A 24,382-nucleotide genomic window follows, 5' to 3' on the forward strand; every position below is an offset into this window, starting at 1 on the left:
ATGAGCAGCATCCGTGCCATGCCGTGGCGCCCCGTTGGCCGCGGCCCGTGAAAAGAAATCCGACGCGTGCGGAACCTTGGGCCAGCCCGAGCATCCAAGCCCTATACTGATAGGAGGACGCACCGTGGACGACGACACCATTGTTTCCCTGTTGATTGACGAGAACGCTGGCGGCGAGCAGCCGTTGCACGCGATCGACCAGCAGCTTTTCCATATCCGGCTGGCCAATTCGGCCGGCAAACGCGAAGCGGCCAGTGTGCTGCTGCAAAAGATGTATGGCTGGCGCGGCTATGAAGTGGATCCCAACGCCCCCCACCAACCCAACCGTATCACCCTGGCGGCCGATAGCCAGGGTGATACGGTTGGCACCATGTCGCTGTGCCTTGACGACCCCGACATTGGCCTGCCGGCCGATGAAAACTTTGGCGACATCCTGTCCGCACTGCGGGAGCAGGGACGACGCCTGTGCGAACCGGCGCGGCTGGCCATCGACCGCAATGTCAATATGCGCGTGTTTGCAGCGCTGATCCACATCTCCTATGTGTACGCGCACAACCTGCACGGTTGCACGGATTATGTGATCGAAGTCAACCCGCGCCATGTCAGGTTCTACAAGCGCATGCTGGGTTTCCGCGATGCGGCGCCGGAGCGGCACTGCAGCCGGGTCGGCGCGCCGGCGGTGCTGCTGCGGCTGGACCTGGCGCACATGGCGGAGCAGATACGGCTCTATGGCGGGCGCATGGAATCGGTGCCTAACGAACGTTCCTTCTACCCCTTCTTTTTCTCGCCGCAAGATGAGGCCGGTATTACGGTCCGCTTGCGCGAGGGGAGGGACTGAGATGGCGAACCTCCAACCCGCACTGCAGGCCTGGCGCCTGCTGCTTGGTCCAGCCCGGGTGCTTGCCTCGCCCAGCGAATTTGCGCCGTACACTGCCAGCACCTCGGGCCAGCCCGTCGCGCCCCTTGCAGTGTTGCGTCCGCTATCGCACGGTGAGGTGGTGGCCGTGGTGCGCAGTGCCGGCGAATTTGGCGTCCCGCTGTATCCGCTGAGTACCGGCCGCAACTGGGGATACGGCGACGCCAACCCAAGCAGCGAAGGCCAGGTCATCGTGGACCTGGGCGGGATGAACCGCATTCTTGAGATCGATCCGGACCTTGCCTATGCCGTGATCGAGCCCGGCGTCACGCAGGCCCAGCTCGCCGGTCAACTGGCGGAGCTGCAACTTCCCCTGTGGATGGATTGTACCGGCGCCGGGCCGGATACCAGCCTCGTCGGCAACATCCTGGAGCGCGGCTTCGGCCATACGCCCTATGGCAACCGCATGCTGCATGTAGCCGGCATGCGCATCGTGCTGGCCAGCGGCGACACGCTCGAGACTGGTTTCGCCCATTTTGCCCACGCCAGTGCCGCCCACCTTTACCCGTATGGTGTCGGGCCATGGCTGGACGGTTTGTTCACGCAATCGAACTTCGGCATTATTACCAGCCTCGGCTTCTGGCTGATGCCGCAAACGGAAGTGGTAAGCCACCTGGTTGCGAGCGTCCCCGGCTTCGAGGGCATCGCCGCAGTTGTGGATGCGCTGCGCCCACTGCGCCTGGACGGCACATTGCCCAGCGTGGTCCATATCGGGAACGATTTGCGCGTGCTGTCGGGAGGAATGGTGTTCCCAGCGTCGCTGGCGCCGCAAGGGCCGCCGCTGCCGCTTCCATTGCGCGCCGGCCTGTGCCGGCAGGCCGGGATCGGCGCCTGGACTGTGTCAGCTGCGCTTTACGGCCGGCCGGCCCAGGTGGCCGATGCGCGCCGTGCCCTGCAGGCGGCCATTGGCAGGCTGGCCACCTTGCGCTTTATCGATGACCGCACGCTGGCACTCGGAAGCATCGCGGCCCGCCTGATGGGAAAAGGCAGGCTCGGATCGCGGTTGTCGGCGCAGGTCGACCTTGGCCGCTCCCTCTTGAACATGAACCGCGGCATTCCGGATGGCCGCTTCCTGGCAGGCGCCTACTGGCGTCGCCGAGGTGGCCTGCCTCAGGGATTCCCACTGGGCGCCAATCCGGCGCGCGACGGTTGCGGAATGATGTGGCTGGCACCCGTGCTGCCGATGCGCGGCACCGACTTGTTGCACGTGCACTCGCTGGTCGAGCCGCTGTTTGCTAGCCATGGCTTCGATCTGTTCGAAACCTTCAGCATGATCAACGAGCGTGCACTGGGCGGCGTGCTGACCATCTGCTTTGACCAGGAAGATGCGGCGGAGGCGGCGCGCGCCCGGCAATGCTACGATGCCTCGTTTGCACGGCTGATGGGCGCTGGATACATTCCCTATCGCGTGGGTCCGCAATCGGTGGGGGCCCTGGACAGCGGCCACGATACGTATTGGGACACCGTGGCCCGCATCAAGTCGGCGCTTGATCCGCAGCACATCATCGCCCCGGGCCGTTACCAGCCGCGCTGACGGCGCATGCGTAGCAGGAACAGCAAGGCAGCGCCAATCGGCAGCAAGGCAAGGGTGGAGGGTTGGCCCAGCGCCACCTGGGCGATCACCGGATCGGACAGGCGGGCTGACCAGCCATTCTGGCCAATGGCCGTCAGGGCCAGGATGCTGGTCATGGTATTGGTGCCATAGAAGTCAGCTCCCCCTTGCTGCATACCGCTGGTGAAATAGCCGCATGCCGGACCGCCCGTGCAACGCGCCAGGAAGCTGCCAAAGCCGGACGAAGGCGAGGTGAGGCCGCTTAGCTGTTGCACCAGGGTGACCGGCGTTCCGCCTGGCGTAGTGGGCGATAGTCCCGGTACGAACTCCCAGCGCATCAACAGCTCGCCATCGGTAATGCCGCCAAGTTGCCTGAAACCCTGGCGTTGCGAGGCCTTGATGCCGCCAATGCCAAAGCCTGGGTTGGTTCCGCCGCTCAGTTTATCGAGGTAGAAGTCGAGGTGGATCTTGCCGTCGCAACCGAAGGCAAGATGGGTGCAACCGGTGCCGAAGACCTGGTGTGCCGACGACCCAGCCACCGGGAGCACTGCGGCATCGCCGGCACCATACATCAAGAAGGAAATACTCTGGTTGTCCTGTCCGCTGCGCCAGAGCTGATTGGCGGGGTTGCCGAGTTCATGGATGCTGGTCATATAGCCTGCACCGAAGCTGGCTTCGTGGATGCCGGGCGAAGCGCCGGTGTCGCCGCTGCGGGCCAGGTAGCCGCTGAACTTGATTTCGACCGCGCCCGGCGTGTGCAGCACAAACGGGGCGAGCGGGGTTGCGGCGGCGGTTCCGGCGATCGCCATGGCCGAAAGCCAGGCTGTGCCCTTGCAAAGTACGCTCTTGAACATGGTGTGCTCCCAGTGATGGATAAGCCCCACGTTGCAAGGAACGCGCCAGCGCCGGCGCCAAGGGGCGGCGCGCTCAGGCGTAAATTAGGCCGACACCTTACATCTTCGCCAGCAAGCCCTCGACCTCTGCCCTGTGCGCAAAACCCTGGACTGCCAATAATTGTTCGCATTGGCTGCGCGCGGCCCGCTTGTCGCCACTGCGGAACAGCGCGTGGGCGTAATGCAGCCGGATATCGCTGGCTGTCGGCGCAGTTTCCAGTGCTTTCTTCAGCAAAGGCAAGGCGCGCGCCGGCTTGCCGCTTTCGGCCAGGCTCCAGGCCAGGGTATCGGCTACTGCCGGATTTTGCGGGGCAAGCTGGTAGGCCCGTTCGGCGGTCCGCACCGCGTCCCCGCCTTTGGTATGAAGCAGCGTCCAGGCCAGGTCGTTCAAGGCAAGTACATTGTCCGGGTCGCGTTGCAGGATGATTTCGTACTCGCGCTGGGCGGCGCCAAACTGGGCCTGCTGCAGCAAATGACTCGCATAGTAGAGCCTGGTTGCCTGGTCGGAGGGATGTTGCCCAAGCCAGTCGCGCATGCTTTGGCTCGCCGCCTCAGCCTTCCCGGCTGCCAGCAAGGCGCGGTGCAGGGCGATCAATAGCGGCCCGCTGCTCTGCAGTCGGAAAGCACGCTCATACGAGGCCACGGCGTCAGCTGCCCTGCCTTCTTCAAGCCAGGCATCGCCTTCGAGCTTGAAGCCCATGCCGGAATCAGGCTGACGTTGCTGCACCGAGCGGGCCAGTTTGCGGGCCTCGTCGAATGCGCGGGTATCGAGCAGCAGCGCGCTCACCAGCAGCAGGGCATCTTCCCGGCTCGCGTCGAGCGCGACGGCCTTGCGTGCAGCCAGCAAAGCGGGTCCTTTCTGGCCGAGGGCGAGCGCGCTGCGTACAATACGCAGTTGCACTTCGGGCTCGACGGGGCGGAGAAGCGCCAGCTTCTGCAGGATTTCGAGCGCCAGCTTGTGCTGGCCGTTGGCCGCCGCTGCCTGCGCCAGCAAATCAAGGCTGGCCGGTTCGTTTGGGCGAACTGCTTGCAGGCGCTGGGCTTGCTGGAGTGCCTTGGCTGCCTGGCCGTTGCGCAAGTAAAGTGCTGTCAGCGCCTGCACGGGGGCAGCCGCATCGGGGGAGGACGCAATGGCCCGCTCCAGCCAGCTGATCGCTGCTGCGGCGTTGCCTTGCCTTGACTCGAGTTTGGCGAGCGCCATCATCAATGGCAGGCTATTGCGCTGGCGCTCCAGCGCGGCGGTGTAGCGCTGTCGCGCCAGCGGTACCTTCTTTTCCAGCAAATCGAGCTCCGCCAGGTTGTCCAGCGCAGGCATATGGGCAGGGTCGAGTTCCAGTGAACGCGAAAAGGCCTTGCGCGCGCCAACCAGGTCGCCGCTGGCAAGCAGCACGCCGCCCTTGAGGTTTTGCACCGACGGATTGTCGCCCAGCGCTTCCATTTGCTGGACTTGCTGCATGGCTTTGCTGAAGTTGCGGTTGCGCAGGTAGCTCATGACCAACAGGGAAGCGGCGCGCGAAGCCGACGCCCCTTCCTTGCGTGTTGCCTGTTCAAGGGCGTCGACGGCCCGTGCGTCCTGGCCTTGGCTGAGCAGGCTCAGGCCACTGGCGGCCAAGAGGCTGCTCGACTCCGGCGCCAGGCTGCTGGCACGGCCAAACCAGCGTGCGGCCAGCTCGTGTTGTCCGGCACGCATGGCGGCCTCGCCACCAAGCGCCAGCAAGTCGATCTCTTGCGGATGCTCGGCGATTGCCGGCTCAAGTAGCGCCAGGGCGTCCCGGGGCTTTCCTTCTTGCAGATCACATTGAGCCTGCAGCCGCAGCGCGAACATTTCCCTGGGCTGTGACTGGCGATAGCGCAAGATATGGGCCCGCGCTTGGGAGAAGGCGCCGTTTTCCAGTTCGACAGTGGCAGCCAACAGCATGCTCGGCAAATGATCCGACGCTGCACGCAAGACCATCTGCGCGCGCTCCAGGGCGGCCTTGTGTTTGCCTTCGGCCAGGTCAAGCAAGCCCTGGGCGTAGAGGATCACCAGGCTGGCCGGCTGGATCTTCCTTGCCGCTTCGAGCCCCTCCCGAGCCAGCGCCGGCTTTCCCTGCACAAGATGGACCGATGCAATATCAGCAAAGGCTTGCACATTGCTTTTATCGCGTTCAAGGATGGCGCGGTATGCCGCGAGGGCGCCGTCCAGGTCGCCTCGCATGCGCAGCAGGTCCCCCTGGAAGCGCAAGGTTTCGCTATTGTGCGGGTCGGCCGCAAGGGCGTGCTGCACCGACTCGCCTGCCGCATCGGTGTCGTTGCGCAGCAAGGCAAGCCGGGCCTGGCCCAGGTGCGCCTCGACCAGCTTGTCGTCTCGATGGAGTGCACGGGTGTAAAGCTGGCCGGCATCTTCTGCCTTGCCTAGCCCAAGCAAGGCGTGGCCGCGCCAGGCCAGGACGGCCGGGGTCAGCGGCTCAGCCTGCAATTCGTCGAGCACGCCCTGCCAGGACGTCTGGGCCAGCATGGCACGGACCAGCAGCGGCAACAGTTCCTGCCGGGGCTGGCCAAGGGCCAGGGCGCGTCGCAGTTCCTTTTCGGCCGAAACGGCATCGCCCATTGCCAGGTGCAACTCCCCCAGCATGCGTCTTGCCGCGCCATGGCCCGGCTCCTGCTGCAGCAGGTTCTTCAGATGGATGACGGCAGCCCGGTCTTCGCCGCTGTCGTGCGCCTTGCGCGCATCGGCAAGTACATCGGCGACCGGCTTCATTCTCTGGCAAGCGAGCAGGGCGGTCAGAGTCAATCCTGCGGCAATGGTAATCACGCGTGACATGGAAAACTCCCAGGCTGGTGGAGTTACCAGCGTAGGGAGCTCTCAGATCTGCTTGTTGATCGCGCTCAAGAAAGCACGCGATCCGTCGGGGGCTTACTTGGTACGGTGCTGGTTGGACAGCTGTACATACAGCGGCCAGCTGCGCGAACCGTCGGCATTTGCGACAGTGGCGCTCGAACGGAAACGGGTAGACAGGTAGTCGACGGAAACGGAGTCGCCGGCGAGGGCGGCCTTCTCCAGCAGACGCATCGCTTCTTTGTGCTTTGCAACATCCTGGCTGTACAGGAGGCCCAGCTCGCGAGCTGCAACAGGGGAGCCTTGCTCGGCCCATTCGCGCAGGCGGCGTTCTGCCGCTGCCCCGCCATGCACGGCCAGTTTCTTTGCTACGGCTTCGACGACAGGTGCTGGCGGCTCGACGTCTTCCTTGGCTTGGCAAGCAATCAACATGCCGACCATCACAAGGGTGGATGTCACAATCACTCCCGCCTTGTTAAACATTTCCATATTTCTTATTATCCCAGAATGGATGGCATTATATCAATTAATTGCCGTACGTCAAGTTGCGGGCAACTTTCACGATTTTATGAAATGCGAGGCGATACTGGCGCACGGCTCGCAATACTGCCAAACCTATAAGTATTTCGAATCATAACATGCGGGTATTGCGCCGCACAAAAATGGCTGGGGTAACAGATGTAACGAATTGCTAGCGGGCGGCCGCGCGTCCGGCGTGCTGGTCGAGCCAGGCGCCGGCATGGTCGTGCACCAGCTTCAATTCACCTTCCAGGGCAGTGAAAAGCAGTGGTATTTCAACAATACGGCCTTCTTGCAGGGCCAGTTCCAGTGCGAGCGAGGCAGCAACAAAGCGTTTCGCCCCCAGGTTGCCAATCGATCCGCGCAAATTGTGCAGGATGCGGCGCGCTTCCATGAATTTGTTGTCCCGAATTGCGTCGCCAGCCAGATTCAGCGGTTCGACGCCTGGACCAATGCCATCGCGGACGATCTTGACCACGGTATCCAGGGCTTTTTCGTCCTGCCCCATGTATTGCAGTAGTTTGTCGACACAAAAGACTGCTTCATCCGGCGCACTTGCGTAACTCATAAACAAAGTCTCCGTTATACGCGGAACGTCCAATGGCGTCCCATCGCACTTTCGACTGCCTGCAGGCCAAAGCGCTCGGCAGCCCTGGTATGTTGCTTCATCAGGTAATACATATCGCTCAAAGCCGAGCGCTGCTCGGCAAAATACGTGTGACCGATGAAACTTGTCGCCACCTTGCTGGCGTCAATTGTTTCGACACCTTGCGCCACCACCAGGCCGGGGCCGCTTTCACCGGCACGGGCATAGCCATGGACGGATTTGGAAACCCGCAAGGCGCTGTCTTCCGACGACGCATACAGAGTCAATGGGTTCGGGACGGCAGCCAGCGCTGGCAAAACTTGCTGACGGAAAACATCGGCATCGATATCCGGTGCCGCCAAAATTACTTCCCTGATACGGCTCGCAAGTTCCGGTCGCGCGGCGACGACGCTGGCTGTCGCCTGGGCCAGGGCCCGGCTGCCCATGCTGTGCGCGAGCAGGTAGACATGCTCGGCATCGGATTGCTGCAGCACGTCGGCCAGAAAGGCAGCAAGGTCGGCCTGGGTCCACTCCACATTGGCTTCATCCAATATATATCCTGAAAGCTTGCCTTGCGAGGGCCAGCTGTAAAAAATCGGCGCCCCTTGGAAGCCCAGGTCGTATGCCAGCTGGCCAGTGCGACGGGCGGCATCCTCGAACGTGGTACGGTAACCGTGAATGAAAAGCAGGGCGCTGCGCGTGCCACTGGCGGCGATCGACCTGCGCAAATCTTCGAAGTAGCTGTCGCGCTCACTCAAGTCGGCAGAAAGCAACACCACATGCTGCTCAGGGTCCTGGCGAAACTCCAGCCGTAATAGCGAAGGCGATTCCATCTCGCCCATGCGATGGTCGCGAGGAATGCTGACTTCGCAGCTTCCATAACGCAACTGGCCACGCGTGCTGCCGAACAAGCGGGCAGGGTGCCGGTCACCGCTCAGCTCGCGATCGGTGGAAAAGAACACTTTCATCACCGCATGGTCGGGCGCTCCGTCCAGGCTGGCTTTAGGCGAGGTTCGGCCGCTGCGCCGGCGCTCGACTTCATCGATGAGGTTGCGCGCTGCGGCACGCAGGTAGCGGTCACCAGCCAGGCCGGCCGCGGCCAGCGCATCGCTCAGTGCAAACTGGCGCGATCGCGAACCGGGGTCTTCCTCAACGTCGGCAATGGCATCGGCGACCGAAGGAGACTGGGCCGCCAGGCGGGACTTCAGCATCTGATAGGCAGCACTGATGCCGCCCTCGCCGGCACCTGCCGTCACTGCTGTCGTAATGACGTCCATGCTCTTCTCCTGGCTGATTCATGCATATCTGACCACACACGCAACGCCAAGTCCAGTGCCGCGTGAAACTAATGCTCAGGAGCCAGTTCAAGCCGGTTGATGCGGGCCGCCTTGTTGAAGTCGATGGCGATGCGCAGGGCTTGCGGCTGGCATTTCGCACGGTACACGTAAAGCCGGTCCTCCCCGTTTACGTTTCGCGAAAGCAGCTCCAGCACGAGGGGCCGGCTACACCCTTTCATCAGGCCAGGCAGGCCGGGCGCGGCGAGATAGCTGCTCCCCCGTTCGGTGAAGCGTTCCGCAGCGGCCTTGCCGTCGGCAACGGCTTCCAGCACCTCGGCTACCTGGGCCGTAACGTCGGGCTCCATATCGGGGATCGCCGCTGCCGTGTCCATCAGGCAAAGGCCTGTAAAAATTAACAGAATGTTCAATTTCACTGATGACTCCTTCTAACGTTGCGCGCGCGGTCTTGACTGAATTCTTTTGCGTTCTTGAGCAAAATTTCAACTAAATCGGCGAACTTTTCGTAGTTATACTCGGCCCTCACGCTGTTGAGTGCCAAGCCCGGCGGGGCTCGTTGTTCCATCCAAAAACTAGATCTATAACTGCTTCAGGAGAGAATTACAACATGCGCTACACAACCCGTACCACGATCGCTTCCATGGTCATGCTGGCATGCGCCGGCCTGGCCCAAGCCGGTGAAAAAACCATCGACAACCTGACCGTCTTCACCAATACCAAGGCTGCCTCCGCAGAGGGCGTGCTGAGGGTTCACGCGGCACGCTTCGGCCTGCCGGCGAACCTGAACAACCTGGTGCTGGTTTCAGTCAAGGAATCGCTGACCGGCAAGCATTACTACTACCAGCAAATGCTGCGCGGCCTGCCAGTCGACCGCGCCCAGATCGTCGTGTCGATCGGCAAGAACGGCGACCTGCAAAAGATCTTCAACGAAACCCGCCACATTTCTGCCAAGGTTGAGGCCGACGCCGTCAATCAACTGTACAACAAAGCCCAGATCAGCGACGACGAAGCGTTGGACAAAGGCTGGAAAAACATGAAGGTACAGCACAACCTGGTGAACGTGCCATCGTCCACCCTGGTGTGGGTGCCTACCAAGGATGGCGTGCAACTGGCGCGCAAGGTCGACATTGAAGCGGAGATGCCTACCGGCGGTTTCGTCCAGTACCTGAATGCACATGACGGCAGCCTGATCGATTCCTACTCCACCTCGTTGCCACGCACCAACAAAGGCGGTGAGCGCAGCCTGGCCGCGCGCGCCGCAGCGCCGGGCCAGATGCTGGACCGCCATGCCGCTACCGAGGCAGCCAAGGCCAGCACCAGCGTGAACACCCTCAAGGCCGGCAGCACCGCCACGGTGATGGCGGCGTCCGGCATCAACGGCAGCGGCTATGCGTTCGATCCTGACCCACGCACCACCCTGAACACCGATGCGCTGACCGATACCTCGGCCGCGTCTGCCTTCGATGCAGCGTATTCGACTAAAACCTTGCGCGACCTGACCGTGACCGGCGGGGTATATTCGCTGACCGGACCGTACGTCAACATCAAGAACATCGAGTCGCCAAACACGGCACCAAGCACCACCACCAACGGTGTCTGGACCGCAAAGCGCGGCAACAATGCTTTCGATGACACCAACGTCTACTTCCACATTGACCAGAGCCAGCGCTACATGCAGTCGCTGGGCTTCACCGGCACCAAGTCCATCCTCAACCGTTCGATGGACATCGATACCGACGGCGTCAACGGCGACGACAACTCGCACTTCAGCGGCAGCGGTGCAACCGGCTACCTGGCCTTTGGCCATGGCTGCGTCAACGACAGTGAAGATGCCGACGTCATCCTGCACGAGTACGGCCACGGCATCCAGGCCAGCATCAACTCGAGCTGGTCGGGCGGCGACACTGGCGCCATGGGCGAAGGCTTCGGCGACTACTGGGCTGCGTCGTATTCTTACAGCACGCCGAACGGCCAGGTCTACCACCCTGAGTGGGCCTTCAGCTGGGATGGCCACGGCTCCTGCTGGGCCGGCCGCATGCTGAACCGCACCGACGCTAAGTACAACAGCAGCAAGACCTATAGCGCACACAGCTCGGTGACCGAGAACGGGGTGACCTTCCAGTCCGACGAACTGTGGTCGGCGCCGCTGTACTCGTCGATGGTGTCGCTGATCGCCGCCGGCAAGCCGCGCGCGAACATCGACAAGATCATCCTCGAAGCCCACTTCGGCCTCGGCTCGAACATCAAGATGCCAGCGATGGCAACGGCCATCGTGAACGCTGCCAAGACACTGTTCCCGTCGGACCTGAGCTACGCCAACACCTTCCAGGCCAAGTTCGAGGCGCAGAACATCCTGAGCGGCGCCTCCTGCACACCGGTGAACATGTCGGAAACGGAGAGCAATAACACCATCGCCACTGCGAATGGCATCAGCCAGTCCTGCACCACCGCCAGCGCCAATATCGGCACCAGCAGCGATGTGGACTACTTCGCCATTACGGTTCCAGCAGGCAAGACGCTGACCGCCACCATGACGCCGAACGCCTCGTCGGACTACGACCTGAAGCTGTACAACAGCGCTGGTACCGAGCTGGCATCGAGCGTGAAAGGCACGGGCCAGGCGGATGTTGTAACGCGCGCCAATACGGGCTCGACTGCTGTAACGTGGTATGCCAAGGTGTACTACTACTCGGGTGGCACTGGTTCGACCAGCGGCACCTACACCTTGAAAGCCTCCTGGTAATACACAGCGCACCCCCGCGCTATCGACCGCCTGGCCGCAAGGGCAGGCGGTTTTTTTTCGCCCGAATTCGCTTACAATTGGCATCGCCGAGTCCGCGAAAAGACCAATCATGCAAACTGACCTGGGCAAGTTCATCCTCGAAGAAGCTCCCGGCGGAATCATTGCCACGGACGGCCACGACACCGTGATCTTCTGGACCCGGGGCGCAACGGAAATCTATGGTTATAGCGGCGAAGAAGCGCACGGCCACAGGCTGGAGGAACTGATCGGCATGCCGGGCCATCCGGTGCGGCGCGAGTTCGGGGCCGATTTCGAATACCTGCGGCGCCGCAAGGATGGCCAGGCAGTGTATATCGGAGCCGCCTGCAAGCCGGTCTACTCGGCCCAGGGCGAAATCGAGTACATCATTCACAGCCAGAACGACATCACCGACGCCAAGGCATTGCGCGATGCGCGCCAGGTCGAATCGCGCTACCGCGGCCTGCTCGAGTCGATGCCCGATGCCATCGTGATGGCCAATTCCACCGGCCGCATCGTGCTGGTCAACAGCCAGGCCGAGCGGCTGTTCGGCTTCGAACCGCGCGAATTGCTGGGGAAACCGGTTGAAGTATTGCTGCCCAATCGCTTCCGCGGCGGCCATGTCTCGCATCGCGCCCAGTATTTCGTGCAGCCGCGCACGCGCACCATGGGGGCGGGGCTGGAACTGTATGGCTTGCGCAAGGACGGGCTGGAATTCCCGGTCGAGATCAGCCTCAGCATGATCCAGATGGAAGAGGGCGCGATCGTCATGAGCGCGATCCGCGATATCGGCGACCGCAAGAAAGCCGAGCAGAAGTTCCGCGGCCTGCTGGAATCGGCGCCGGATCCGATGGTCATCGTCAACGCGCGCGGCGAGATCGTGCTGGTGAACTCCCAGACCGAGCAGCTGTTTGGCTACCAGCGCCAAGAGCTGCTGGGCAAGCCGATTGAAATCCTGATCCCGGCCCGCTTTGCTGGACGGCATCCGGCGGCGCGCAGCAGCTTCTTCGCCAAAGCCCAGCCGCGCGCCATGGGGGCGGGCACCGAACTGTATGCAATGCGCCGCGACGGTTCGGAATTCCCGGTGGAGATCAGCCTCAGTCCCTTGAAGACCGAGGACGAACTGCTGGTATCGAGCGCCATCCGCGACATCAGCGGACGCCGCCAGATCGAGCGCAAGCTGATCGAACAAAAGCTCGAACTGGAGCAAGCCAGCAAAGCCAAGGATCGCTTCCTGGCCAGCATGTCGCATGAGCTGCGCACGCCGCTGAATGCCATTCTCGGCTTCGGCCAGTTGCTGCATAACGAAAAGCTCCCGCTGTCGCAACAACAGCGTTACGCCTTCGCCGGCAATATCGTACAGGCCGGGCAGCACCTGCTGCACCTGATCAATGAAACGCTGGACCTGGCGAAGATCGAGGTCGGCGCCGTCACGCTTTCTCTCGAACCGGTGGCGCTGGACGACCTGCTGCATGAAGCGAGCAAGATGGTCGAGGCCATGGCCGATGCGCGGCAGGTCGCGGTTTACCTGTCCGAACCACGCGGCATGCATGTCAAGGCCGACCGCATCCGGCTGCGCCAGATTGTGCTGAACCTGTTGAGCAATGCAATCAAGTACAACAGCAAGGGCGGCCATGTCTGGGTAGCCTGCGGGGCGGCCGATCCCGGGCGGGCCTGGCTGGCAGTGCGCGACGACGGGCCAGGGCTCAGCGGCGAACAGATGGCGGGCCTGTTCCAGCCCTTTAACCGGCTGGGCCAGGAAGGCGGCTCCGAAGAAGGCAGCGGCATCGGCCTGGTGCTGAGCAAACGGCTGGCCGAGTTGATGAACGCGACCATTGGCGTGACGAGCTCGGTGGGCCAGGGCAGCACCTTCACGGTCGAGATGGAAGCCACGGCGCCCCAGCAGTTGCCCCGCGGCGAGGACCAGGAAGGCATGCCGGCGCCGGCAGCGGTGCGCGGCCACCACAGCAAGCCCCGGCTGCTCTATGTCGAAGATAACCCTGCCAACCTGAAGCTTGTGGAAGAGATCGTCAAGCTGCATCTCGACGTTGAGTTGTTGTCGGCCACCGACGGCAATTCCGGTGTGGCCATGGCGCGCGAATACCTGCCGGATGCGATCTTGATGGACATGAACCTGCCCGGCATCAGCGGCCGCGAGGCACAGCGCCGTTTGCGCCAGGATGCCGCAACGCGCGAGATCCCGATCATTGCGCTCTCCGCCAATGCGATGCCGCTTGATGTACAGGCTGCTCTGGAGGCCGGCTTTTTCCGGTACCTGACCAAGCCCTTGAACATCAATGACTTCCTGGAGGTGGTTGGGGAAGCATTGGAACAGTCGCGCTAAGAGAAGTTTCACGTGTAACGAGGTCTGGAGTGAAAATCAATATTGCAGCCTTGCTAGCAGTCGGCGCGCTGTCAGGGGAACCGAAAATGCTGGAAGTGACATTCACCGTCAAAGAGGCGGGCGGCCACCCCGTCTTGCACATCGACTTGGCCAACCAATCGGCGCGGCAGCTGAAGGTCCTGCACGCGCTGGCCACCGAAGAAGAGATGTTCGGCAAGCTGTTCGAGGTGCGCGACGCCGAGACCGGGCAACTGCTCGACTACCAGGGCATCATGGTCAAGCGCGGCCCGTTGACGGAAGCCGACTACCGGGCCATGAAACCCGGGGCGCACCTCAGCAACGCCATCGACCTGGCCCCCGCGTACGGCTTCAGGCAAGGACGTCATGCGTACACCATCAGCTACGCCGGGCACTACCTCATGGACGGAAAGGAAATACCGCTCACCGTTGGACCGGTACGCTTCGAGCATACCGGCAGGTGAGCGGCGGCAGGGCAGGCCTTATGGCAGGGCCGGGGTGTTCTCGCCGAAATATTCGTGCGAGTCGGCGTTGTCGATGGCCTTGTTTGGATCGCTGATCGCCAGGCTGGCGGCGCCGGACTGGCCGTAGACCCAGTCATCGGTACCAGCCACCACATTGAAGTGGCTCATCTCATGCACCAGGGTACCGCCCTTGGAGTCGGTGCCGGACATTGGCGCGCTCCAGAATGCCTTGCAGACATAAATCTTGTAAGGCTGGGTTGGATACACATAGGCGTAGTACGTCTTCTTGCAGCCGCAGTCGACGGTGATCGGCTTGGTGGCGAAGGCATCCTTCAGCGCGGCGAAGTGCGATTTCACGGTGGAGTAGCGGCCGGAATTGTAGCTGCCGAACCATTTCGTGTAGCGGGTGCCTGTCTTGTTGGCGCCCAGGTAGGCGTCGCCGTCGTTGGCCATGCCTTGCGCGGTCGACACGGCAGTTGTAATGTCGGCCTGCTGCGAAGTGGTGCACTTGCTGAAGGACAAGCCGGCTGCGCTTGGCAGGGGCTGTTCCGGCGCCTTGGCGATGCTGCCGCGCGGCAGGGTGCCTTCGATCGACACGCTGAGCTCGGCCGATTGCAGGGTGTCCGGCTGCTTCTTGTCAACTGCCTTGCCGGCCGGGTCGACGTTGCTGAACAGCTTGGGCGACTTGGTGCTGTAACGGATGGTGTAGTCGCCCGAGATGCTCATGTTATACATCTGCGACAGTTCCACCGTGACCTTGTGCGATTTGCCCGGCTGGATGACGTAGTAATCGGCTGCCGTGGGCGCCGGGCGCTTGACGTGCATGCCTTCGTACGGCACCCTGGCGCCGTCACGGGTCACGTCGAACAGGGATTCTTCAATGTCGCCGAACGGGGTATGCCATTTCAGGACGTATTGCGGCACCGATGAAGTATTGGTCAGCGTGACCTGCACGACCACGTCGTCGCGCGGGCCCAGCGCGCGCTTGTCCATGCTGATGCTGGCTGTGAGGCCGTCGGCCGCATAGGCGCCCAGGCTGAAGGAAGCTGCGAGTGCGAAAGCGCCAAGGTGTTTCAAGTTCATTCGTCTCTCCGTCCGGTTGTGGTTGGGGTGAGCCAATCTTGACGGGGAGACTGCGGCAATTCAATCGAAATCGGTGCGCTGTCGCTATTTCAACAACGGTTCCGTTATGCCCTGAACAGGAGCCGGGAAATATGTCCAATCCCGGACATTTGTAACAGGCTCAGACCTGGCTTTGACGACGGATGGCCATCAGGATGCCGCAGCCGATTCCCAGTGTCACCAGGGCAGTGCCGCCATAGCTGAAAAAAGGCAGCGGCACGCCAACCACCGGTACCACGCCGCTCACCATGCCGATATTGATGAAGGCATAGGTGAAGAAGATCATGGTGATGGCGCCGCCCAGCAAACGCGAAAATGGCGTCACCGCGCTGGAGGAAATCTGCAGGCCGCGCCAGATCAGCAAGGCGTACATCACCAGCAGCGCAATCCCGCCGAACAGCCCGAATTCTTCGGCGAAGACCGAGAAGATGAAGTCGGTGGAGCGTTCCGGAATGAAGCCGAGGTGGCCCTGGGTGCCATCCATCCAGCCGCGGCCAGCCATCCCGCCGGAACCGATCGCGATTTTCGCCTGGGTGATCTGGAAACCCTTGCCGGCCGGATCCGAGTCCGGGTTGAGGAAAGTCAGCACCCTTTGACGCTGGAAGTCGTGCAGCAGCTGCCACACCACTGGCACCGCAGCCAGGCCGCAGACAGCCAGGGCGGCAAGCGCCTTCCACGATAGCCCGGCCAGCACGATCACATAGAAACCCGCCGCCAGCACCAGCATCGCCGTGCCGAAATCGGGCTGCTTGGCGATCAGTCCCACCGGAATGGCCAGCAGCACCGCGGCCGCGACGAATATTTGCCAGCCCTTGGCGCCATCGAAGCGGTGGAAGTACCAGGCCAGCATCATTGGCATCGCGATCTTCATCATCTCGGACGGCTGGAAATCGTGACCGAGATTGAGCCATCGCGTCGAGCCTTTTTTCGTAACGCCGAACAGGAACACCGCTAACAGCAAGGCGACGCCAAGCGAATACAGCGTGACTGCATGGCGCATCAGCATGGGCGGCGGGATGTTCGCGACCGCCCACATCAGGCCCAGCGCCATCGCCACGTTACGCAACTGCAGTTCGAAGCGCCCCGGGAAGTCGGCCGAGGCGGAATACAGTGTCAACAGGCCAGCCGCCAGCAGCAAGCCAAGGATGGCAGCCAACGGCGCGTCAACAGCCAGCACCGGCCGCAGGCGGCGCCACAAAGAAGAATGACCGGTCATTGGAAGGCCTGCAGCCAGATTACGCGGCCAGCCAGGACGGCAAAGCCGGAAAATGCGATCGCGCCAATCACGGCAAGCCGGCGGCGGAATTGTTTTTGCTCATTATTCATGGCCGAAATTATAAGGCCAGGGCTAGCGCTCGCGCACGTAGTTTCCGGGGGCATCGCCTAGCCAGGGATAATCGGCATGGGCCGCCGGCGCCGGCGTGCGCCACTCGCCGCAGCGCCCGTGCAGCCAGGCGGTCCAGTCCTGCCACCAGGAGCCTGGAGTTGGCGTTTGCACCGCCAGCCAGTCCTTGGCGTCGCGGCCCGCAATCAGGGGAGCCGACCAGTATTGCTGTTTGGCGCTGCCGCCCGGCGGATTGATGATGCCCAGGATATGGCCGGAGGCGGTCAGCACAAAATGTACCGGAGCGCCCACCAGCGCCGCGCTGCGGTAGGTGCTGCGCCAGGGGGTGATGTGGTCCGCCACCGCACCCACGGCATACAGGGTTTGGCGGATGCGGCCAAGGTCAAGCTTCTGGCCGCGGATTTCAAGCGCATCCGCGTGGGCCAGCTTGTTGGCCTGGTATAGCTCGCGCAGGCAGAAACTGTGCGTGGCGCGCGGCTGGCGCGTGCCGTCCGAGTTCCAGGCCAGGGGCGCCAGCGCTGGTGCAGGCTCGCCGAGCAGGTACTTGTGCACCACATAGCGCCAGATCTGCGTATTCGGGCGCAGCATGCGGAAGCTCCAGCCGATCTGCTGCGAGTCGAGAAAACCCTGGCGCGCCATCAGGCCGTCCAGCAAGGCCACGCTTTCGTCGTTGATGAAGCTGGCGATGTCGCCAGGCTTGGAAAAATCGGTGAGCGTGGCCAGCAGCGTCCAATGCGCAACCGGGACATTGCGCGCCGCCCGATGGTGGCGGTTCAGCCACGCCATCAGCGCCGACAGGGCGGTGCCGCCGATGCAATAGCCGACCGCATGCACTTGCGGGACGCCGGCGATATTGCGCGCCGCGTCGACGGCAGCGAGGATCCCATCGAACAGGTGGTCTTCGAAGCTGGCATCCTGCATATTGGCGCGCGGATTCTTCCAGCTCATGACGAACACGTCGAAACCCTGTTGCACCAGGTGCCGCACCATGCTTTGCTGGGCGGTCAGGTCCAGGATGTAGTACTTGTTGATCCAGGGCGGCACCAGGACCAGCGGCATCGCCCGAACTTGCGGGCAATCAGGCGTGTACTGGATCAGCTCCATCATCTGGTTGCGCATCACAACGCGCCCTGGCGTCGCGGCCAGGTCGCGTCCGAGCTGGAACTGGGCCGGATCCACCATGCGCAGGTCGCCCGCCAGCACATCGCGCAGCCATTCTTCAAAGCCGTGCTTCAGGCTGGCCCCGCCGCTGTCGAAGGCGCGTCGCAGTACGACCGGATTGGTCCAGGGGAAGTTGCTGGGGGCTAGAGCGTTGCACCAATGGCGCAGCCAGAAGGCAGCACTGCGGGCTTCGCTTTCGTCCACGCCCGGCGTGTCGTAGACCTGCCGTTCCAGGGTGCGCGTGAAGCCGAGGTATTGCTGCATCAGGCCATGAAAGAACGGATTGTCGCGCCAGGCGTCGTCGCTGAACCGGTCATCGCCCTCCGCAGCTTCCGCCAGCGGCGCAGGCATGCCGGTCGCCCAGGCGACTGTGGCAAGCTCCTGCCACGCCCGGGCCATCTCCAGTGGATGTGCCAGCCATGCGGCGGCGACATTGGCGAACGGATTTGGCATGCAGGCCAGTATAGACCTAATGCGGACCTAATGCGCCATCAGCACAGGAAGCGTCATGCTTTGCAATACCGTACGGGAAGCACCGCCCAGCATGATTTCGCGCAAGCGGCTATGGCCGTAGCAACCCATGACCAGCAAATCGGCATCGAGATCCGAGGCGAAGGAGAGCAGGGCAGAGCCGACGTCGATCGCCGTCGCTTGCGAGGAGACTTCGACCTTGATGCCATGGCGCGCCAGGTAGAGGGCCATGTCTGCGCCCGGTTCGCTGCCGTGGGCCTCGGGTTCGCGGCCGGCATTGAACACAGCCAGCGTGACTTTGCCGGCCTGCTCCATCAGCGGAATGGCAGCGGTGATGGCGCGGGTGGCCTCCATGCTGCCGTCCCAGGCCACCAGCACACGCTGGAACGGCGCTTCGAAATGGCCGGCATAGGGCACCACCAATACCGGCCTTGCGCTGTTCATGGCCACATATTCGGGTGTTTCTTCTTCCATTGGCGAAATCGGATCGTCCGGGTTGACCTGGCCCAGTATCAGGAGGTCGCCGTAGCGCGACTGCAGCACCAGGCCATCCGCGGCCTGGTCGTCAAGCAGGCGGGATTCGAAGGACGGCAGGTCCAGCATCGCGCATTGCAACTCGAAACGCCGTAAGCTGTCGCGGGCGGCTTCCCGCGCTTCGTCGATGCATTGGGCTGCCAGGCTGACACCCATGGCGGTGGCATGGTCGGCGTACAGGAAGCGCGAAATGCCGCTCATCGCCGCACCGACCAGGCGGCCTTTTGACATGCGCACGATCTGGGATGCCAGCCGTACCCGGCGCTCGGTATCGGCGGAACTATTCACGTGCACAACGACAGTCTTGAACCCCATGGCAGCCTCCGGGATGGATAGATGTGAAAAAGTCTAGGGTTATGCGCAATCCAGCGGCATGATCTGGGTCAATTTCAATCTAATCCGGTAACTTGCATAAGCAAGTGTTGACTTTTAGATGCGAATGGTTATCATTTGCGTCTTCTAATAAAGCCAGCTCCTCGCCAGCTAATCATTAATAATTAGCTGAGGTAACGATGGACAAGAAGAAGTTGGCGGTATTGCTTGGGTTGGCATTTCCGGGTGCTGTCCTGGCGGAAGACGCTGCAGTGATGCCGCAGATCCAGGTCACCGCGCAAAGGCCGGACACCTACACCGCGGAACGCAGCCGGACGGCCACGCCGCTGAGCATTTCGCCGCGCGACACGCCGCAATCGATATCCGTGATGACCCAGCAGCGTATCGAGGACCAGGCGTTACAGACCGTGACCGATGTGGTCAACAATGTGACCGGCGTTTCGGTCAACCAGTATGAGACGCATCGCGCCGGTTTTACCGCGCGCGGCTTCGACATTGACAACCTGCAGATCGACAGCGTGCCGACGGCTTGGGAGCAGGCATGGAGTTCCGGCGAAGTATTGGGGAGCCTGGCCCTCTACGAGCGTGTGGAAGTGGTGCGCGGCGCCACAGGCCTGATGACGGGCGCCGGCAATCCTTCGGCGGCCATCAACCTGGTGCGCAAGCGTGCGGCCAGCAAGGAGCTCACCGGCAGCGCGCAGCTTGGCACCGGCCGCTGGAACGAGCGCCGCGCCATGGCAGACGTTTCGAGCCCGGTCAATGCCAGCGGTAGCGTACGCGCCCGGGTGGTCGGTGAATACCAGCGTTCCGACAGCTGGGTCGATCTGATGAAGAGCAAAAGCCACACTTTCTATGGCACTGTAGAAGCCGACCTGGCGCCCGGCACCGTGCTTTCCGCCGGCTACAGCCGCCAGGAAAACGACCCGCAAGGCCCGATGTGGGGCGGCCTGCCGTACTGGTACACCGACGGCAGCAAGACCAACTGGGATGTCTCGAAAACGTCGGCGGCCGGATGGACGCGCTGGGAAACAGCGTACGAGAACGCCTTCGCCGACCTTGAACACAGCTTCGACAACGGCTGGAGGCTGCGCGCCGGCTTCAGTCATGGCGACCGCAAGGCCGATTCCGCGCTGCTTTACCTCTCAGGGGTACCTGAGCGCGCGACGGGACTGGGCATGGGCGCGTTTGCAGGCTCCTACATTACGCACACCCGGCAGGACGACTTCAGCCTTCATGCCAGCGGACCCTTTGCGCTCGCCGGGCGCAAGCATGAAGCGGCGTTCGGCTACATGCACTCGAAGCAGGAATTCAATGCCGACAGCCGTGCCGCCGATTACGGCAGTGACTACCCTCCGGTAGGCGATTTCAATCACTGGAATGGTGCAGCGTATCCTGAGCCGAATTGGGGCGCGCCGACATTTTACGAAAAGAGCGTGACCCGGCAGGAAGCGTTGTACGGTGTTGCGCGCTTCTCGATCACCGATCCGCTGAAGGCGATTATCGGTACGCGCCTCACCAACTACGACAAGACCGGCGCCGGAGCCTGGAGCCCGGCTTATCAGCTGAAGCACGACCACGAATTGACGCCTTATGCCGGCGTGGTATACGACCTCAGCGACAACCTGTCTGCCTACGCCAGCTACACCGACATTTTCCAGCCGCAGAACCGCAAGGACCTGGCGGGAAATATCCTGGACCCGGTAGTCGGCAAGAGCTACGAAGGCGGCGTCAAAGGCGAATTCCTGGACGGCCGCGTGAATGCGTCGTTTGCGGTATTCAGGATCAAACAGGACAAGCTCGCCCAAGAGGCTGGCCTGGTCGACCGCGATGGAACAAGCCCGCTTGCGCCGGAAGCGTACTACCGCGCCGCAAGCGGCGCCAAGAGCGATGGCTTTGAGTTCGAGGTCTCGGGAGAACTGGCTCCCGGCTGGAACGCCACCGCGGGATATTCCCAATTCAGGGCCAAGGATGCCGCAGGCGCCGATTTCAACAGCGTCTATCCACGCAAACTGTTCCGCGTCTTCACTACCTACCGTCTGGAAGCGCTGACTGTGGGAGGCGGCCTGAATTGGGAAAGCCGTACCTACACCCTGGATCCGGCTGCTCCCTCTGGGACCAATGGCGTGATTGAACAGGGTTCCTTCGCGCTGGCCAGCCTGATGGCGCGCTACGACTTCACCAGGCAGCTTTCGGCGCAGGTCAACGTGAGCAACCTGTTCGACAAACAGCATTTCGGCATGTTCGCCGCCTATGGCGCCATCACCTACGCCGCACCGCGCAGTGTATCGGCGAGCCTGAAGTATCGTTTCTGATGCGAGGCTGACATGCGCGCAAGCTGGACGCTGCTGCACCGCTACATTGGCCTGCTCACGGCAGGCTTCCTCTTCATCAGCGGCCTGACAGGCGCTGTGATCTCGTGGGACCACGAGTTGGATGACCTGCTGAACCCGCACTTGATGGAAGCTCATACGCCGGGCCGGCCGCAGTCTTCGCTCGCGCTTGCACGCCAGGTCGAGCAGCGCCATCCGAAAGCCAGGGTTTCATACATCCCCCTGCATGCGGAGCAGGGAAAGTCGCTTGGCTTCGGGTTGGATGCCACCGGCTTCAACCAGGTCTTTGTCGATCCGGTCAGCGGCGCGGAATTGGGCAAGCGTGAGTGGGGCGCGGTCTGGCCGATCAGCAAGGAGACGCTGGTCTCATTCCTCTACCGCCTGCATTACTCGCTGCACGTCCCGGAGATGTGGGGCATAGACCGCTGGGGCATCTGGCTGATGGGCGTGATAGCAATGGTGTGGATGGTGGACAGTTTTGTCGGCTTCTACCTCACGCTGCCAGTACGCACACGCACGCCCGGGGCACGCGGCTGGTGGCAGCGCTGGAAGCCCGCATGGAAGGTCCGCTGGAGCGGCGGCAACGCCAAGCTCAATTTCGACCTGCACCGGGCCTTCAGCCTGTGGACATGGGGGCTGTTGTTCGTCCTGGCGTTCACCGCCTTCTCGCTGAACCTGTACCGTGAGGTCTTCTACCCGGTGATGCAGGCGGTCTCGGAGTTGACACCAACTCCCTTCGATACCCGCACGCCAAGGGATTTGCGCAATCCGATCCTGGCGCGTATCGGCTATGAAGAAGTATTGCAACGGGCAGCGCAGGAAGCGGCGCGCCGTACATGGAAGGAACCGGCCGGCAGCGTGTTCTATTCCCAGGCCTACGGCATCTACGGCGTCAGCTTCTTCAAGCCGGGCGACGACCATGGCGCAGGCGGCGTCGGGCCTGCCGTGCTGTATTACGACGGGGTCGATGGACGCCTGCTCGGAGATCGCCAGCCCTGGAAAGGGACTGCGGCAGACATCTTCGTGCAGGCCCAGTTCCCATTGCATTCCGGCCGCATCCTCGGCCTGCCCGGCCGGATCCTGGTTTCCGCAATGGGTGTCGTGGTGGCGATGCTGAGCGTCACCGGCGTGGTGATCTGGTGGCGCAAGCGGACTTCGAGGAACAGGGCGGCTGCGGCGCAACGGCGGGGGATGCAGCCCGCCGGTTGAATGTCATGGGCGCCGCTCCCGGCGGCGCACGCAAGCCAAGGCGAGCAGGCCGAGTGCAAACACCGCCATGCTGGCCGGCTCCGGAACCACCTGTATCGCACCGCCAGTCGCTGCCACCAAGTAGTCCAGGTAGCTGTGCAGGACGATGCCGCCGAAGTAGGAGCCGAACGCGCCGGCGACAATTCCGTCCGGCGTGCCGCCGAACGTGTTGGTGGCAATCAGCATCAGCTCGCCATATTGCTCGATGAAAGACGGCCCGCCGGAATCGCCGCCGCCAATGCCCGACTCACGGTCGTTCGGCAGTTGGGCCGAGCAGGCGAGGCCCCATTCGCAAAACGAATCGTGGCCGTTGCCGTCGAAGTCCGCATACCAGACTTCGTTCGGGCCATTGAAGCCCTGTTCGTCGTCGGCGTCGAAGAGGTCGACGACGTTCTGGCCGGTACGTTTGATGCGGAAATCGGGGCTGATGGTGTAGCCATTGATGCCATCGCCGGAGGTGCCGTAGCCAGCCATGATGATGCGGGTATTTGCCTGCAGTTGCTGGCCGGCCAGCTTGTAGACCTTGGCGGAGGCCGGGGCGTCCTGGCCAAGCGTGATCACGGCGAGGTCATCGTTCACGCAAAAGCCCGGCACGCCAGCAGGGCAATTGCCGAAGCCTCCGTAATTCGGGTTCATCTGGACCTTGGTGGCGGTGACGACGGCGCGGCCAGGATCGCCCGGCGTGGAGGAAGCGTTAAAGACAACGCGTACGTCATTGCCGGGCTTGTTAAGGTCGATCAGGCTGCCTTTGCCATTGGTATCCACGCAGTGACCGGCCGAGACTACCTGGCGTTTGCCGACCAGGGCGCCGGAGCAGATATAGCTCAAGCCGTCATAGCGGATATTGATGCTGACGACGCCCGAAAAGGGCGATGCGGCGTTGTTTGGGTCCACGTGGGCTGCCGGCGTATCAGGCAGGGCGCCCGAGGTGATCAAGGGGGTGATGGTCCCGTTGGGAACCGCTTGGGCCGTGCCGCTGATGGCCGCCATCGCTACCGCCATGCCGAGCAGCCTGCTTGCAATGAGTTGTCGCACGTCATTTCCTCCCGAGAATATTGCCCAGTGAATCAACATGTCGGGAAAACGTTTAGCAATTTTCGCGCCTGGAAGGGAAGCTTCTTTACTTTCAGTCACTTGCCGCGAGGCCATGGCAGCGTGCTTGAAAAAGCGTAAAGCTTTCCGACATTGCATTGCAAATTGATACAGATTGACCGGGGAGTCTACTGCCTGGCCGCCAGCCGTCGCCGGGCAGCGATGAGGGTGTCGGTAATGGAGCCGATGCTGAAGGGTTTGACGATGAAGCCCAGCGCCCCGCGAGAGACTGCTGCCCGCACGACTTCCTGGTCGTTATGCCCGGATACGACAATGACGAAGACGTCCGGCGAGCGCGCCTTGAGTTCGGAAAGCAGTTCCAGACCGTCGCCATCGGGCAGCCCGAGGTCCAGCAGGACGATGTCTGGCATCAGTTGCATGCAGCGTGCAAGGCCAGCCTGGGCGGTACCCGCTTCGCCGAGAACCGCCAGTTCGGCTTCGTTTGCCCCGAGGCGCATCATCGACCGCATCATTGCGTTGTCGTCAATGATGAAGACGGTCTTGGATTGTTGCTTATGAAAGGGAGCGATAGTATCAGAATGCATGGCGCAACCTGTATGCCAGCTGTCAGCAGCGGCAG

19 protein-coding genes are annotated in these 24,382 nt (G+C 62.4%); 7 read left to right on the forward strand and 12 right to left on the reverse strand.

Annotated features, from left to right (window positions below; all coding sequences use genetic code 11):
• Positions 1-124: 124 nt before the first annotated feature.
• Both ACN9MY_RS16975 and ACN9MY_RS16980 read left to right on the forward strand, forming a co-directional pair.
• Positions 125-838 carry an N-acyl amino acid synthase FeeM domain-containing protein gene (locus ACN9MY_RS16975; protein WP_426161578.1) on the forward strand — a complete coding sequence of 238 codons (714 nt, stop codon included), beginning with the start codon at positions 125-127 and terminating at the stop codon, positions 836-838.
• Position 839: 1 nt separating this feature from the next.
• A complete protein-coding gene (locus tag ACN9MY_RS16980; RefSeq protein WP_426335815.1) occupies positions 840-2,450 on the forward strand; it encodes an FAD-binding oxidoreductase in 1,611 nt (536 codons plus the stop codon).
• Here ACN9MY_RS16980 and ACN9MY_RS16985 read toward each other — a convergent pair.
• The 6 genes from ACN9MY_RS16985 to ACN9MY_RS17010 form a co-directional block, all read right to left on the reverse strand.
• Positions 2,435-3,322: a hypothetical protein gene (locus tag ACN9MY_RS16985; protein ID WP_426335816.1), complete on the reverse strand. Its 888-nt coding sequence runs from the start codon at positions 3,320-3,322 to the stop codon at positions 2,435-2,437. The two genes, ACN9MY_RS16980 and ACN9MY_RS16985, sit on opposite strands and share 16 nt — an antisense overlap.
• A gap of 97 nt (positions 3,323-3,419) precedes the next feature.
• On the reverse strand, positions 3,420-6,164 hold the full coding sequence (gene prsT, locus ACN9MY_RS16990; protein WP_426335817.1) for an XrtA/PEP-CTERM system TPR-repeat protein PrsT: 2,745 nt from the start codon (positions 6,162-6,164) through the stop codon (positions 3,420-3,422).
• 93 nt (positions 6,165-6,257) lie between these two features.
• Positions 6,258-6,638: a hypothetical protein gene (locus tag ACN9MY_RS16995; protein WP_426161582.1), complete on the reverse strand. Its 381-nt coding sequence runs from the start codon at positions 6,636-6,638 to the stop codon at positions 6,258-6,260.
• A gap of 232 nt (positions 6,639-6,870) precedes the next feature.
• Entirely contained in the window at positions 6,871-7,266 is a 396-nt protein-coding gene (locus ACN9MY_RS17000; RefSeq protein ID WP_426161583.1) for an Hpt domain-containing protein, read from the reverse strand.
• 14 nt (positions 7,267-7,280) lie between these two features.
• Positions 7,281-8,561 carry an alpha/beta hydrolase gene (locus tag ACN9MY_RS17005; RefSeq protein ID WP_426161584.1) on the reverse strand — a complete coding sequence of 427 codons (1,281 nt, stop codon included), beginning with the start codon at positions 8,559-8,561 and terminating at the stop codon, positions 7,281-7,283.
• A 68-nt stretch (positions 8,562-8,629) separates the two neighbouring features.
• Positions 8,630-8,995: a hypothetical protein gene (locus ACN9MY_RS17010; protein ID WP_426318023.1), complete on the reverse strand. Its 366-nt coding sequence runs from the start codon at positions 8,993-8,995 to the stop codon at positions 8,630-8,632.
• Positions 8,996-9,186: 191 nt separating this feature from the next.
• On the opposite strand from ACN9MY_RS17010, the gene ACN9MY_RS17015 reads away from it, so the two are divergent.
• The 3 genes from ACN9MY_RS17015 to ACN9MY_RS17025 all read left to right on the forward strand — a co-directional run bounded on the left by ACN9MY_RS17015 (position 9,187) and on the right by ACN9MY_RS17025 (position 14,166).
• Complete coding sequence (locus ACN9MY_RS17015; protein WP_426161586.1) at positions 9,187-11,322, forward strand: hypothetical protein; 2,136 nt, start codon at positions 9,187-9,189, stop codon at positions 11,320-11,322.
• Between the two features lie 109 nt (positions 11,323-11,431).
• On the forward strand, positions 11,432-13,684 hold the full coding sequence (locus tag ACN9MY_RS17020; RefSeq protein WP_426335818.1) for a PAS domain S-box protein: 2,253 nt from the start codon (positions 11,432-11,434) through the stop codon (positions 13,682-13,684).
• Between the two features lie 29 nt (positions 13,685-13,713).
• Positions 13,714-14,166 (forward strand): hypothetical protein, encoded by a 453-nt coding sequence (locus ACN9MY_RS17025; protein WP_426335819.1) that lies wholly within the window; start codon positions 13,714-13,716, stop codon positions 14,164-14,166.
• Between the two features lie 18 nt (positions 14,167-14,184).
• On the opposite strand, the gene ACN9MY_RS17030 is transcribed toward ACN9MY_RS17025, so the two are convergent.
• From ACN9MY_RS17030 to ACN9MY_RS17045, 4 genes are all read right to left on the reverse strand, one after another.
• Positions 14,185-15,249 carry a M35 family metallo-endopeptidase gene (locus ACN9MY_RS17030; RefSeq protein WP_426161589.1) on the reverse strand — a complete coding sequence of 355 codons (1,065 nt, stop codon included), beginning with the start codon at positions 15,247-15,249 and terminating at the stop codon, positions 14,185-14,187.
• A gap of 160 nt (positions 15,250-15,409) precedes the next feature.
• Complete coding sequence (gene rodA / locus ACN9MY_RS17035; RefSeq protein ID WP_426335820.1) at positions 15,410-16,504, reverse strand: rod shape-determining protein RodA; 1,095 nt, start codon at positions 16,502-16,504, stop codon at positions 15,410-15,412.
• Between the two features lie 132 nt (positions 16,505-16,636).
• The gene (locus ACN9MY_RS17040) at positions 16,637-18,247 is read right to left on the reverse strand and encodes a PHA/PHB synthase family protein (protein ID WP_426335821.1); all 1,611 of its coding nucleotides are present in this window, start codon (positions 18,245-18,247) and stop codon (positions 16,637-16,639) included.
• Between the two features lie 27 nt (positions 18,248-18,274).
• Positions 18,275-19,114 (reverse strand): universal stress protein, encoded by an 840-nt coding sequence (locus ACN9MY_RS17045; RefSeq protein WP_426335822.1) that lies wholly within the window; start codon positions 19,112-19,114, stop codon positions 18,275-18,277.
• 197 nt (positions 19,115-19,311) lie between these two features.
• On the opposite strand from ACN9MY_RS17045, the gene ACN9MY_RS17050 reads away from it, so the two are divergent.
• Together ACN9MY_RS17050 and ACN9MY_RS17055 are read left to right on the forward strand one after the other, a co-directional pair.
• Positions 19,312-21,444 carry a TonB-dependent siderophore receptor gene (locus ACN9MY_RS17050; protein WP_426335823.1) on the forward strand — a complete coding sequence of 711 codons (2,133 nt, stop codon included), beginning with the start codon at positions 19,312-19,314 and terminating at the stop codon, positions 21,442-21,444.
• Positions 21,445-21,456: 12 nt separating this feature from the next.
• Positions 21,457-22,671: a PepSY-associated TM helix domain-containing protein gene (locus tag ACN9MY_RS17055; RefSeq protein WP_426335824.1), complete on the forward strand. Its 1,215-nt coding sequence runs from the start codon at positions 21,457-21,459 to the stop codon at positions 22,669-22,671.
• Positions 22,672-22,674: 3 nt separating this feature from the next.
• Here ACN9MY_RS17055 and ACN9MY_RS17060 read toward each other — a convergent pair whose 3' ends face one another.
• A complete protein-coding gene (locus ACN9MY_RS17060; RefSeq protein ID WP_426335825.1) occupies positions 22,675-23,745 on the reverse strand; it encodes a trypsin-like serine protease in 1,071 nt (356 codons plus the stop codon).
• A 185-nt stretch (positions 23,746-23,930) separates the two neighbouring features.
• On the reverse strand, positions 23,931-24,347 hold the full coding sequence (locus ACN9MY_RS17065; protein ID WP_426335826.1) for a response regulator: 417 nt from the start codon (positions 24,345-24,347) through the stop codon (positions 23,931-23,933).
• Positions 24,348-24,382 lie beyond the last annotated feature (35 nt).

Origin of the sequence: Pseudoduganella sp. R-31 (assembly GCF_049913235.1) — a bacterium.
Taxonomy (GTDB): Bacteria; Pseudomonadota; Gammaproteobacteria; order Burkholderiales; family Burkholderiaceae_D; genus Rugamonas.

Excerpts from the sequence above, each read along its gene's own strand:
- ACN9MY_RS16985 (WP_426335816.1), bottom strand. The coding sequence starts at position 3,322 with ATGTTCAAGAGCGTACTTTGCAAGGGCACAGCCTGGCTTTCGGCCATG.
- ACN9MY_RS17005 (WP_426161584.1), bottom strand. The coding sequence starts at position 8,561 with ATGGACGTCATTACGACAGCAGTGACGGCAGGTGCCGGCGAGGGCGGC.
- ACN9MY_RS17000 (WP_426161583.1), bottom strand. The coding sequence starts at position 7,266 with ATGAGTTACGCAAGTGCGCCGGATGAAGCAGTCTTTTGTGTCGACAAA.
- ACN9MY_RS17065 (WP_426335826.1), bottom strand. The coding sequence starts at position 24,347 with ATGCATTCTGATACTATCGCTCCCTTTCATAAGCAACAATCCAAGACC.
- ACN9MY_RS17020 (WP_426335818.1), top strand. The coding sequence starts at position 11,432 with ATGCAAACTGACCTGGGCAAGTTCATCCTCGAAGAAGCTCCCGGCGGA.
- rodA (WP_426335820.1), bottom strand. The coding sequence starts at position 16,504 with ATGACCGGTCATTCTTCTTTGTGGCGCCGCCTGCGGCCGGTGCTGGCT.
- ACN9MY_RS17040 (WP_426335821.1), bottom strand. The coding sequence starts at position 18,247 with ATGCCAAATCCGTTCGCCAATGTCGCCGCCGCATGGCTGGCACATCCA.
- ACN9MY_RS17050 (WP_426335823.1), top strand. The coding sequence starts at position 19,312 with ATGGACAAGAAGAAGTTGGCGGTATTGCTTGGGTTGGCATTTCCGGGT.
- ACN9MY_RS17045 (WP_426335822.1), bottom strand. The coding sequence starts at position 19,114 with ATGGGGTTCAAGACTGTCGTTGTGCACGTGAATAGTTCCGCCGATACC.
- ACN9MY_RS17055 (WP_426335824.1), top strand. The coding sequence starts at position 21,457 with ATGCGCGCAAGCTGGACGCTGCTGCACCGCTACATTGGCCTGCTCACG.
- ACN9MY_RS17015 (WP_426161586.1), top strand. The coding sequence starts at position 9,187 with ATGCGCTACACAACCCGTACCACGATCGCTTCCATGGTCATGCTGGCA.
- ACN9MY_RS16980 (WP_426335815.1), top strand. The coding sequence starts at position 840 with ATGGCGAACCTCCAACCCGCACTGCAGGCCTGGCGCCTGCTGCTTGGT.
- ACN9MY_RS17030 (WP_426161589.1), bottom strand. The coding sequence starts at position 15,249 with ATGAACTTGAAACACCTTGGCGCTTTCGCACTCGCAGCTTCCTTCAGC.
- prsT (WP_426335817.1), bottom strand. The coding sequence starts at position 6,164 with ATGTCACGCGTGATTACCATTGCCGCAGGATTGACTCTGACCGCCCTG.